This window comes from Paenibacillus sp. BK033 (assembly GCF_004345425.1).
Lineage (GTDB): Bacteria > Bacillota > Bacilli > Paenibacillales > Paenibacillaceae > Pristimantibacillus.
On record NZ_SLVP01000002.1, the window covers coordinates 893,206 to 906,165 of the forward strand.

At 52.7% G+C, this 12,960-nt stretch carries 9 protein-coding genes; all 9 read right to left on the reverse strand.

Annotation, left to right across the window (positions count from 1 at the left end):
• Nucleotides 1–130: 130 nt before the first annotated feature.
• On the reverse strand, nt 131–1,978 hold the full coding sequence (locus tag EV294_RS11060; protein ID WP_132306681.1) for a DUF2264 domain-containing protein: 1,848 nt from the start codon (nt 1,976–1,978) through the stop codon (nt 131–133).
• Entirely contained in the window at nt 1,969–3,129 is a 1,161-nt protein-coding gene (locus tag EV294_RS11065) for a glycoside hydrolase family protein (protein ID WP_132306683.1), read from the reverse strand. The genes EV294_RS11060 and EV294_RS11065 overlap by 10 nt, the downstream gene beginning before the upstream one ends.
• Complete coding sequence (locus EV294_RS11070; RefSeq protein ID WP_132306685.1) at nt 3,130–4,971, reverse strand: hypothetical protein; 1,842 nt, start codon at nt 4,969–4,971, stop codon at nt 3,130–3,132.
• 12 nt (nt 4,972–4,983) lie between these two features.
• The gene (locus tag EV294_RS11075; protein ID WP_132306687.1) at nt 4,984–6,585 is read right to left on the reverse strand and encodes a response regulator transcription factor; all 1,602 of its coding nucleotides are present in this window, start codon (nt 6,583–6,585) and stop codon (nt 4,984–4,986) included.
• Nucleotides 6,578–8,395 (reverse strand): sensor histidine kinase, encoded by a 1,818-nt coding sequence (locus EV294_RS11080; protein WP_132306689.1) that lies wholly within the window; start codon nt 8,393–8,395, stop codon nt 6,578–6,580. Before EV294_RS11080 ends, EV294_RS11075 begins: the two co-directional genes overlap by 8 nt.
• Before the next feature lie 72 nt (nt 8,396–8,467).
• The gene (locus EV294_RS11085; RefSeq protein WP_132306691.1) at nt 8,468–9,889 is read right to left on the reverse strand and encodes an ABC transporter substrate-binding protein; all 1,422 of its coding nucleotides are present in this window, start codon (nt 9,887–9,889) and stop codon (nt 8,468–8,470) included.
• 140 nt (nt 9,890–10,029) lie between these two features.
• Nucleotides 10,030–10,872, reverse strand: coding sequence for a carbohydrate ABC transporter permease (locus tag EV294_RS11090; protein ID WP_132306693.1), 843 nt, complete (start codon nt 10,870–10,872; stop codon nt 10,030–10,032).
• An 18-nt stretch (nt 10,873–10,890) separates the two neighbouring features.
• Nucleotides 10,891–11,823 (reverse strand): carbohydrate ABC transporter permease, encoded by a 933-nt coding sequence (locus EV294_RS11095; protein WP_132306695.1) that lies wholly within the window; start codon nt 11,821–11,823, stop codon nt 10,891–10,893.
• A gap of 592 nt (nt 11,824–12,415) precedes the next feature.
• Nucleotides 12,416–12,955, reverse strand: a complete 540-nt coding sequence (locus EV294_RS11100; RefSeq protein ID WP_132306697.1) for a cyclase family protein — start codon at nt 12,953–12,955, stop codon at nt 12,416–12,418.
• Nucleotides 12,956–12,960: the final 5 nt, after the last annotated feature.

Here is a 12,960-nt window from a genome sequence, read left to right on the forward strand (position 1 = left end):
GACAAGAACAAAGGTCGTTATCGACGGCCGGCGGCCGCTTGATGCCGGTGCTGCAACGCTTTTCATTGGCATTCCCCCAGTAGGCTTCTGCCATTATCGTATGCAGCTTGGGCGCCGCTGGTTCATCTCCTTACAGGCTAATCATGATTTCTTTGCCGGAAGGACTAACCGCGCGGATATGATGATCATCCTGTATGGACAGCCCGATACACTGACGCCATTGCTCATGCCGCATTTCTTCGAGAGCGCCAGGCTCTCCGTAAACCGCGGCGATCAAAATATGCTTGCCTGGCTGAAGCTTCGCCAGAAGCGCGGGAATCGACGTCCTTGGATGCATCAGGTTGGTATTGGACTGGGCTTGAATAAGCTCTGCCCGCTCATATCCTCGAATGCCGGAAATTCCGCTTCCGCCAAAGCCGGTACGGCCGAATACGCCGCAGGCTTGCCGGCTGACGGCAAGCGTTGCGTCAAGCGGGAGAGCAAAGCCGCCTTCGGCCGCATCCAGCTCTCTTGCCGTCTCGATCCGGTGAATCCTGAGATGCCATGGCAGTCCGGCAATCAAATAAGTCGTCACCGTTACATCCCGCCACGGCTTCCAGACGGACGTGAGGATATCGCCATCGATATTGGTCTCTACGTTTGTCCGGCGGACGCGATACAGGTTATCTCCTTCGCTCAAGGCCAGCATGGAGTCGTAAGCGCCTTGGGACAACCCCCATTCCGCACGCGGCACGCTAAAGCCGAAGGAAGCGGAATAAACAAACTTCTCGTATTTCGCCGAGGTATGAGTATGCTCGTTGGTTCCGAGATGGCCCGCGTTAAAGGCTGCAACATGATCTCGCTCGCTTTGCCTGCAAACGACAAGATGAGGAGCCTGCTGCACCGAGATGGCCGGCAGCTCCGGCAGCGGAAGCTCCTCTGCCTGCCAGAACGGATGATCGTCCGGCAAAGCCAGCGGCAAAAAAGCTTTAAATGCCCAATAAACGGAGCCCGGCGCATTATAATTTTCGGCCATAATCAGATTGGGATAGCTGTAGCCCACCGTTAATATGCCGTCGGACGTGAATATCGGCTGGCGTAGCCACCATCGCAGATGGCGCAAATACAAGCCCTTGACGACCCCGAGCTCAAGCGGCTGCACGTTGGCAAAAGCATACGCTCCCCACAAAGCCCCCTGCGCGAAACGGTAGGTCAAGCTGCGTCCGTACGGAAGGGCCCTTCCATCCCCGGCGAACCAGTTCACGAACTGCCCGGCGAATAAGACACTGCGTTCTTCGAAGCGTGCTGCCCGCTGCGGATCCTCTTCCTTCATCAGCGCCGCATAGATAAGCCCGCAGTAATGAAAGGCCAGCGGCACGTAATAATCGCTATGCCCGTTAACGCCGTCTTCGTACCAGCCATCCTCCATATAAAACTGCTCCAGCCGGTTCAGGTTCGCTTCAAGCTGATCCTTCGCGTACGGCAGACCAAGCTTATAGAAGCCTACATTAACTAACACATGAAAGAAAAGCCAGTTGCAATCGTGAGCCCGGCGGCGGTTAATCTGATTCAGCCAATCATAGAAATGCTGCTTCGCTTCGGCGCTAAGCGGCTCCCACAGGCGGTGCGGGGCAATGGCTAAAGCTAGGCCTAGCGAAGCCATCTCCACCAGGCGCTGATCGTAATCGGCAACTTCGCCCCAAAACTCCTCATGCGCGGGATTCGTACCGTTTGTTATTCCCTTCAGCACAAGCTGCAGCAGTTCTTCGTTAACCTCGGCAGAGCCTGCCGCTAGCGGCGCAAGTCCCCACACAATACGGGAAAAGCCTTCCATACCGGCAACGTCCGGCGACTGGCCGGCTCCGGATCCGTTTAGAGATAGACGAGCTCCTCCGGCTGAATAATACGGCAGGAGCGGCTTGGTCAGCTGGCTGAACGCCAGCGCAAGATCCGCTTTGCCGCGGAGCGGATTCGAAGCGGTCGGTGCGCTTACTCCCATGGAATCGTAACGCCTCCTTTAAGACGCGCGAGACCCTCCACAAAGAAATAATCGCCGTAAATAAGCGGCACATCCATATTTTTGCGTTCCGGATAGTGGCTGGTTCCATGCAGGATAAGCCCTTCTTCCTCTTCCTCGCCAAACGAACCGTAGTTTTCGTACAAGGACTTCAGAATACGCTCTCCGGCGCTGCGATAGCTGGATGCCTCCGCCGAAGGCACCAGCTCAGCCAGCAGCAGCAAGCCGCAGGCCGCGCAGGCACCTGCGGAAGAATCGCGAAGCCCCTTCGTCTCCTCCGGCGCACGGAAATCCCATACCGGCACGCTGTCCTCGGGCAGCTGCGACAGGAAGAAATGCGATACCTGCTTGGCGGCGTCCAGAAGGTCCTTACGGCCCGTATGCTTTGCGGCCAAAGTCAGTCCATAGACCGCCCAAGCTGTGCCGCGGGACCAGGCGGACTCCGGTCCATAGCCCTGGCCGCCGATAAACTCGGCAACCTCGCCGGTCCGCGAGTCAAACCGGACAATATGGCGGACCGAGCCGTCGGTACGGATAAAGTGGTTCAATACGGTGCCCATATGGGCTTCCGCCACATGGCTGTATCTAGGGTCGCCTGTCTCGCGGGATGCCCATTGCAGGAGCGGAACGTTCATTGCGCAGTCGATTATCGCCCAGCCGCTGTTGTCCTCTCCTTCGCTCCAAGGGTTCCAAGCGCGGATGAAGCTGCCCTTCAAATTAAAGCGACCCATCAAATAATTGGCTGCCTTAAGCGCTCTGCGGCGGGACTGTTCCCCGCCATTCAGTTTATAATTGATTACGCTGGTCAAAATCCACATAAAGCCGATATCGTGATCGAGCCGGTCATAACCGTCCAGCACCTCGTCCAGCTTCCGCTCGCATTCTTCCGCAATCTGCCGGAAAGGAAGGCCGTCGTTCGCTTCACCTTCATGCAATAACCACAACAAACCCGGCCAGAAGCCCGCCGTCCACCAATGCGGAGCTTCCAGAACATATTGGCCGCCTTGGCTTGCATGCGGGAATTCCGCGCCGATACGGGCGCTTGTCCGGAGCACCTTGCGCACCGTTTGTTCCCATGCTTCATTGACCCACGATGCGGTGTCGGTCTGGCTGGCAGCAGTTGTATTTGTCATTTACGATTCCACCTGTTCCTGAAATTTGAAGTTGAGTTTAAACGTCTTTTCAAGGGATGCTTCGTCTTTCGAAATAAGAGAAATGCGATAATAGCCTTCTTCCTGGCCCGAATGATTGGAATAAACGCATTCTGCGATGGAGACGTCCAGGCTTTGCGGTTCATAGCATAATAAAACCGAATGCCGGCTTCCCTTCAGCATAATCTGGCCTTCCGATCGCACAAACGGCGGGCATTTACTGACGATAACCTCCGTGACGGCCCCGCCTTCCTTGCCGAATCGGAAAGTGTCCGTCAACTCAAGCTCCGGAAGACCGGTTTTACGCCAGACAAATTCGCGCTCAAGCGCTGCAAGTCCGCTGCCCGGGTAACAGGCTGCAAGCTCCAGCTTAAGCCGGTCCGCAAGCTCTCCCCGTTCCGCCCAGTCAACGGAAGCCTTGCTCCCCGCGCCAACGGCCTGAAGCTGACCGTTCACAATCGGCAATGAATGTCCTTGCGCTCCCGTACAGTCGTATTCGTACCGGCCTTCGCCAAAGTATTGGGCCGTATATTCCCCGCTTCCGAGATCCGCGGCAAACGCCGGATCATCATCGGCAATGAGAATAAAATGGCCTACGTCATTATGATTGTGCGGTTCATCGTTATGCCCGCCTTTGGCTGCAAAGCCAAAGCTGCCGGAAGCATTGCTCACCCGGGAGATCAGCCACTGGACATCCGCCAAATACCAGCTTCCGCTTGGCCAATCCGATTGTCTTGGAGCCTCCGGCCTGAACCAGAGCAAATTGCGCAAAGCATGGGCAAACCGGCTGCAATGATCGTCCGTAAAGCCTGCCCTTATCCCCAATGGTGCGTAGTCAACGCCTTCCACGCGAGAAGCGAGATAATCGGACAAGCCGATGTTTACGCTTACATGGGAAGAGGCATCCGAGAAGTTGGCGGGTCTGTTGCCGGCGAGATACGCTTTTTGCTGGAATCCGGCGATAGACCGTACGTGATGGGAATCAAGCAAATCCGCATGGCCGCCGGTGGCGCGCTTCAGCAGATCTGCGAAGTAAACGAAATAACCAAAGCCGTAATTCCAGTAGCCCGGCCCCTCCGCGCAAGCTCCGTCTTCCCCAAAGCCGGATAAATAATGGTTCATCGTTCCGATGGCCCGGTAGAGGACGGCTGCTGCTCGTTCCTTCTCAATACCTAGCAAAATGGCGGTTGCTCCAATCGAACCGGCACAAACCGCCGCCCAGTTATGATCGGCGGTTTCCCAATGATAAGGAGGATATTGATTATCCAGATATGGGGTAACTATTCTTCGCTCGATCTGTGCTCGAATTTCTTCCCGAAGCGCCGAAGGAAGCGATTGTTCCGTAATCGTCAGAATCTCGGCCAACGCAAATCCCGTTTCGGAGGCAAATAGATCAATATGGCGATCAACCGGGTTCCCTCTCATATGAGCCGGCAAGCACCAGGTCATCTCTTCCAGAATCGCCTCAATCGTATCCGTAAGCGCCTGACGATATGCCGGCAAATCCGGGAAAAGGCAATGCAGCAGCGCAAAAGAAGTAAGCCGGCTCCTGCGTTCGAAATACAGCCCTTCGTAAATGAGGCGGTTCCCGCTCTTCTCGAACAGATCGTAAATCTCCCGGGTCAAAACGGGAATCGGACGCTTAAGCAGGCGTTCTCCCTCTGCCCGGATCTCCCCGATCATGTCGGAGTAGGCCGGGGATTCCGCTATCCCACTCCAGTCCGCTTTGTTCCCGGAGTACGTATATACATCGCTAAGCGCCGCCGGCTGCTCCGTGAGCCACTCTACCAGCGATTCCTTCGGCCAATCATAATTCGTCCGCAAGTTTCTCTCCTCCTAACCGCGATATTCGGTTGGCGTTAAGCCCGTCTGCGCCTTGAATGTCTTGATGAAATAGCTCTGGTTGTCGTAGCCGAGCATCTCGCAAATCTCGCTTACGTAATAATTCGTCTGATCGAGCAATTCCTTGGCCCGCTCGATCTTCTGGTCGGTGACATACTCAATAAAGGTCAGGCCGGTCTCCTTCTTGAAAAATCGGCTGAAATAGCTTGGATTCATATGCAGATGAGCGGCAACTTCCTCGAGCGAAATCCGTTTGCCCAGATTCATCGACACATACTTGCAGGCTTCCGATACCTCGCGGCGTTTGCTCACCGGCAAGGCCTCTTCTCTGGCTGCGATGTAAGACTGAAGCTGCGTGTGGAACCATTCGAACAGCCCCCATAACGAATCGAAATAAACGATTTCCTTATGCAGCTTCTCGGCCGTTAAGGTCTGGGAGGCAAACAGCATGGCATGAAGCTTGAGCCGCATATCGATAAGCAGCTTCAGCACCCAATCCCTCACTTCCTCGGAAGCGTATCGCTCCTTGCGGATATGCGTTTCCCATTTGCCGGCCAGCGTTCTGACCTTATCGCCGTCCTTCGCCATAATCGCTTCGCGAATTTCCGCGGCAGCCTGGTCGTACAGGGCAAGAAGCCCGGAGCCGGACTGGGCGCCTTTCTGCCACTTGGCGGTTTCCCCTTTGGACAAATAGAACCGCTGTTCGTCGGCTTTGAGCAGATTGCACAATGCCTGCTTCAGCAGCTGCGGATTGTCGCAGCCCGTCCCAATGAGAAAAGCCATCTGAATCTTCAGCACTTGACCAAGCGTCCGCTGCACGGTTTGAAGGCTGGACTGCACCTGATCATAAACATTTTGCTTAAGGCCCGGTTTAAAAGCGAAGAGCAGCAAGGACTGCCTGCTGCTGTAACCGATATGCACCACGCGCAACGGCAGCTCGGCCAGCAATTCCTCCATCACGTTGCTGATCGCGAAATGCAGCGTCTGATCCGAATCGAACCGATTTTTGATCAGGTTATAGTTTTCGATAAAGCCGGCTGCGGGAAGACATAGCTCACCGGGCTGGAACAACCCGTAAGAGCCGAAATCGCGCTGCCATTGCTCCGCGGAAATCAGCGGCTGCTGGACAAATTCGCGGAACAGCTTCTCCTTGCGCAAATCCTGGGTTTCGCTGACCATCCGCTTCATCTTGTTTTGCTCGGATAACATCTGGCGTTCGCCGTCAAAGCCTTCCTTAAATTTCTGCAGCAGTCCGATCAATTCCTCCGGATCCAGCTGATCCTTAAGCAAATAATCCTGAACATCCAGCCGCATCGCCTGTTGGGCGTATTGGAATTCGCTATGGCAAGAGAGGATGACAATCCTTACCGAAGGATTTAATTTTTTGACCCTTTGAGCCAGCTCCAGACCGTCCATCTTCGGCATCCCGATATCGGTCACGAGAATATCCGGTATTTCCTCCTGCACATGCTCCCATGCCGCGAGTCCGTTCTCATGCTTGCCGGACAAAACAAGACCAAGCTTCTCCCAATCCACTACTTCCGATAACAGCTCGATTACCGGATAATCATCGTCCACGAGCATCACTTTATACATGAGGACGCCCCTCCTCTCGAATAGGGATATGCATCATAATGCGTGTTCCTTGATCGATGTCGACGGTAATATGAAAGGCATCGCCAAACATAATCCGCATGCGCTCCGCGACATTCGCCACGCCAATTCCGGACATTCCGGGGCCTTTGGAACGCCCGGTTTCTTGAATCTCTTCCGCCCCTGTTCCCGCGGCCGTAAGACGCGCTCTCAACCGTTCCAATTGCTCCGCGTCCATGCCGATTCCGTCATCTGCCACCGACAGCTCGAGGAAGTGCTCGTTTCTAGCTGCCGTTATCCGGATCGTGCCGGCACTTTGGTTAAAGCCATGGATCAAAGCGTTCTCCACCAGCGGCTGCAAAATAAACCGGGGAACACGAATATCAAAGGAGGTTACATCTACGTCCACCACCAGCCTTGCTTCTTCCTTCTGCCGCAGATTCATCAGCTCGACATAATGCGTCAGCAGTTCGATTTCTTCATGCAGCATAATGGCGTCTTCATCCCGGCTGATCGTCATTCGCAGCAGCTTGGACAAAGAGGCAATCATCTTGGCGCTATCCTGGTCGCCGCTCCGCATGACCTTCATCCGGATCGAATTCAGCACGTTAAACAGAAAATGCGGATTAATCTGGGCCTGCAGCATCGCCAGCTCCGCTTTGCGTTTACGCGCTTGCGTGAGCGATACCTCGGTAATCATCTCTTTAATGCGGTCGAGCATTTGGTCGAACAGAAAACCCAATCTTCCGATCTCGTCGGCGCCGCGGATACTGGACCGCACCTCCAGATTGCCCCGCTGGACGCTTGAAGCTACCTTCCCAAGCTTGATCAGCGGCTTTGTCAGCTGTCTCATCAAGAGGAGAAGCACCACGAGAAAGGCGATAAACGATGCGATCTGGAATAAAAAGACCCGGTTAAAAATCGAGCTGATGTTTACGATCGCATCCTGATAAGGCTCCGTTGCCACCAGATGCCAGTCATTAAAGGAAAGATCAGCCGTTGTGAGCAGCAGCTTCTTGTCTTCATCCTTAATAATGGAAGAAGCGACGCGAGGATCCCTCTCCGCCATCTGCTTGCTGTATTCGAACTGCCCGTTCACTTGCTTAAGCTGTGGCGATGACAGGATCTTGCCGCCGCCGTCTACCAGCACAACTTCCTGGCTGCCCGTCAAGCTGCCCAGAATCTTACTGAATTTGTTTTCCATCATCGTCACGATGACGTATCCGTAAATCCGGGTGCTGTCGAACCGAAGCGTTCTTGCGACCGAGATTTGATAAGGACTGCTTATGCGGTCATAAGGAAAAATCGTCGGCGAAGTGCTCACCCAATAAGACTGCAGGCCCGTCAGCTGTTTCAGGTTGTTGAACCAGGGCTCCTTCTGGAAAGTAAGCGGATCCATCTCATCCTTGGAGTAGTTCGTAAAGGTCTCTCCGTTGGTGAGTATAATCGTGATGTAGCTCTTCTCCCCTATATAAGTGAGCGTCTCAAGCTGCTGCATAATCCGGCTCGTTGCCGTAAACTTCTCGTAAGGATCCAGATCCGCATTCAGCATCTTGATAAAGCTTGCTTTCATATCCGCGTTGGCCTGCAAATAATTCGCCGTGTTCAGCATGCCTTGAAAAAGATTATTGATCGAGCCGTTAACGAGCTGCATGGAATCGGTCGCATTCTCCTTCGCCTGCCGTTCTACGGCTTCACGGGTAAGCGAGTTATAGATCAGCATCGTTAAGACGGCCGGTATAAGAATGCAAATAACCGCTACAAGAGAAAGCTTGCCTCGGATGGAATGAAAATAAGACCTGATGCGGTACATCGCGCGAAGTCCCCCTTAGATAGAAAAGGGGGACAGTAACTCCCGTCCCCTTTGGCTATTTATTATACCTTATTATTTTTTGTTCGCCGCAATAATTTCGTCCACGCGTTTCTTGGAATTTGCAACGGTCGTATCGATGTCTTGGTTGCCAAGAATCAGCTTCTCGTACTCTTCGTTGATCGCTTTGTATACTTCGGCTTGATAAGAAGCAGGAGCGATAATTTCGGTTGCTTTCGAATTCACGAGCGTATTTACGAGGCTTTCTTTGTCAACAAGCTCAGGGTTCTTCGTGCCCGCAAGAATCGTATCGATAATGCCTGCTACCTGATCGTTGCTTACGCCGTTCCAAGCCGGAATGTTCTTGCCTTGCACGACTTGGCCTTCCGTTGTGTACCAGCGAACGAATTTATAAGCTTCTTCCTTGTTCTTGGAGCTTTCCGATACCGCCACATAGTCCGTCGTAACCGGGGTGATGCCGGATTGGTCGCTGGCATTGTTTTTCGGGAATGGCGCAACCGCTACATGGAACGTCAGAGGCAACGTATCCGTACCGCCGATTTCCGTGTTCATCCAGGAGCCGATTGTCAGCATGCTTGCCGATTGGTTAAAGAATTGGTTACGGTAAGCCAGCTTTTGCGAGATCATATCCGAGTAAGGAACGGAGGACTTATCCTCTTTTTCCATTTTCACGCGAAGCTCAAGCGTCTTCTTGAAGTTCGGATCATCCAGATTGGACGTGCCGTCCGCCTTCAGGAATTCGGAACCGGTTGGCTGGTTCTCCATCATCAGCTTCAGATATTCCATCCAGCCGCCGTTTTGCGGACCGTGGAAGTAGGTGCCGTAACGTTTTGTCGCGCCTTCGCCTTTGGTGAGCTTTTTCGCGTAGTCCGCGTATTCATCCCAAGTCCAGTCCGTCGGAACCGCAAGTCCGGCTTCGTCCAGATTGTCCTTGTTCAGAAGCACGTACCAAGGATTGAATTTGCCTGGCAGCGCGTACACTTTGCCGTTCAGATGCGTATCAACCTTGTAATCCTCTTCTACCTTGTAGCCGTCCTTCGCAAGGAAATCGTCAAGAGGAGCAGCCATGCCAAGCGCTACGCGTTGTGCGTAACCTGCCGCGTCGCTGAACATCATCACGTCGATTTGTTCGCCGGAGGCTACGGCAAGATCGAGCTTTTTCATCGATTCCTGCGTGTCGCCTTTTTCGCTGAGCTGCACAAGCTCAACGGTTACGTTCGGGTTTTTCTCGTGGTAAGCGTCCAGCGTTGCTTTCCAGTTGTAAGCTTGCTCCGTTCCGTACGTGTAGAGGCGGAGTTTTACCGGATCTCCGCTTGCCGCGCTGCTGCCTCCTGCGTTCGAGCTTGCCTCCGTGGAAGGAGCCGCGCTTGCGTTCTTGATGCCCGAATCACTGTTGTTGTTGGAGTTTCCGCAGCCTGCCAATACTCCGGTAAGCAGTAAACTAATCGCGAGTCCCGATGCCCATCTCTTTTTCATTTCTAAATGCCCCTCTCTGAAATGCAAGGTTATAGGATGTTGATAGTTTTCATTATAGTGAGCGGCAATCGGGTAAGGATGAAACTATCTTTACCTAAATTGCAACAAATTCGACTTTCTTGCTAACGCTTTCATGTTCGTTACCCTTTTACGCCGCCTAATGCAATACCCTCGATAACGCTTTTTTGACCAATGATAAAGATGATAAGGAGCGGCAGGATCGCCGATACGGCAGCTGCCATAATAAGCGAGTAGAACTCACCGCTGAGCGACGTGAACTTCTGCATGGCCAGCGGAATCGTGAACAGCGAGTCCGTGCGAAGGAAGATCAGCGGATTCTGGTAATCGTTCCAGGTCCAGATAAAACGCAGAATCGCGTAGGTCGCGACTGCCGGTTTCACCAGCGGGAAGGCGATGCTCCAGTAGATCCGGAAATGGTTGGCCCCGTCTATTTTAGCAGATTCGATAAACTCCTGGTGAATCCCCATAAAGAACTGCCGCAGCATAAAAGTTCCCAATACGCTGAAGCTGCTAAGGATAATCAAGCCCCAGTGGCTGTCGAACAAGCCGATTTGACGGTACAGGATAAATTGAGGAATCAGAATCGCCTGGCTTGGCACCATGTAAGTCGCAAGCACGATCAGGAACACGAAATTGCTGCCCTTGAACTTGATCTTCGAGAAGCCGTATGCGGCAAGGGACGAGAACAGCGCAGAGATACAGGTCGTAATGACTGCGATTTTGATGGAATTCAAATAATATTTCCAGAAGGGATAGTCCCCTACCCATACTTCCTTGTAGTTCTCGATAGCGTGCCAGTGGCGGGGAATCCATTCGATCGGGTAGACAAAGACGTCCTTCTCGATCTTGAACGAAGTGACCAGCATCCAGATGAACGGAAGCAGGAACAAGATGCTGACGGCAAACATGAGGACGGTTAGAACGCCTTTGCGCCAGTTGAAAGCTGTGTTAGATGTCTCCATAAGGTTGGTCTCCTTCCGTTAGTAGTTAACCCATTTTTTCTGCGCAAGCCATTGTCCGAAGGTAATGAGAAGGACGAAAATAAACAGCATGGCCGCGATCGACGATGCGTAACCGACCTTCAAGTTCACGAAAGCCGTATCGTACAGGTACCATACCATCAGCGACGTGGAGCCGATTGGCCCGCCTTGCGTCATAACCGCGATGATATCAAACACCTTAAAGGTTGAGATAATGCCGGTTACAAGCAGGAAGAAGGAAGTTGGCGACAGCAGCGGGAACGTTATGCGGGCAAATTTGATCCAGCCGTTCGCCCCGTCGATATCGGCCGCTTCGTACAGATCCTTCGGGATCGACTGCAATCCGGCAATGTAAATAATCATGTTGAAGCCAATCGATGTCCATACGACGATCATCATAATGGAGGCAAGCGCGAAATGCGGATCCGCGATCCACTTCGGCGGATTGCTTACGCCAAGCGTGTGCAGAATCTGGTTGATCGGGCCGAAAGACGGCTGGAATAAGACCTGCCACACGATCGCTACGGCAACGATATTGGAGATGTAAGGCATAAAGTAAGCAACCTTGAAGTAGCTTTTCAAGTAAACATGGCGGTCGATGATGACGGCGAGCACCATGGAAATAATCATATAGATTGGTACGGCGAGCAGGAATACAAAGTTGTTGCGCACCGAGCGGATGAACTGATCGTCATGGAACAGCTTCTTGAAGTTGCCGAAGCCCACCCAATCAATCCCTTTCCAGCCCTGAACAAAGTTCCAGTCGGCGAAGCTGAGCACGATTGTCGCGACAATCGGAAGAAGAACGAGAATACATACGCCAATGAGCATCGGGCTCACGAACAGCCAACCGGCCAGCGTCTCTCCGCTTTGCAGCGAGCGTACTTTTTTCGGCTTCTCCAGCTTGCCTATTACTTGCGGTGAAGTCTCCATCTTAAGCACCTCGAATTTCTTAGAATATAGTAGGAAGTAGTGAAGTTGTTTTTATTATAGAGAATGGGAAAGCGCGACCTATGCCGTTATTTTTACTTTTTTCTCGTTAGAATTGACTTCTTGGCTGGGGGCTCGTTGAAAGGTGCGTTATGGGGGGATCGGGGATCGAGGGATCGGGGATCGAGGGATCGGGAATCGATCTAACGAAACGTGGTTATTTGGCGGAAAACAGCGGTTTTTTAAATCTAACGAAACTACGTATCGCTATCGGTGTATTTCGTGGCTAAAAACGGGGCAAAAGCCTGGAATAACGATGCGTAGTTTCGTTGGAAATAGAAAGTCTCCCATTTTGGGCGAATGGCGGTACGTAGTTTCGTTAGAAAAAGAGACTGCCCCATGATGGGGCAGCCTCGAGTCGTTTTTATAGATGAGAACGATTAATATCTCGCTAAATAATCTAGCAGCAGTCCGTTACAATGGGCATTCTGCCTTTATAACCGCAAACGGTTAACAGAAAGATCAACGCCAGCGGGACAACGATTTGAATCAGGATGACAAACGGATTGCCAATTTGGTCTGCGTAGCCGATATTTCACTCCTCTTCCTCTTCCGTTTCTATTACAGCAACTGCCCGGACCGGTGAACCGTCACCACCAGCAATCCGCAGCGGAAATCCGTAAAATATAAAATCCCTATTGGTGGGAAGGCGATCCAAGCCCTGCAGCCCCGTATACGTTAGGATATTGATTCCGAGCAAGGCACGCTCCAATTCTTCCGTCAATTCTCCGCCTACAAACGATGGCCGTAAAGCGGCAAGTCGTTCATAGCATTCCAGCCCGGCCGACTCGATGAAAAATAGTCCTCGCCCTTCCGGCCATGCCGATTCTCCAATGCGAACTATACGCGAAGGTCCAAAAAATCGTTCCGCCGGCAGCTCATCCAAGGTTGCCGCACCGGCATGCATATGAGATGGAGCATCCACATGCGTTCCGGTATGGCTGCCCATGGCAAGCTTCCGCAGCTCCCAGGTATGACTTTCGTATGTATGCGCTACCTTGACCTTAACCTCCGGATCGCCGGGATATACGGCCATTCCATCTGCAATTAATGCCGACAAATCAATAACTCTCATGCAAC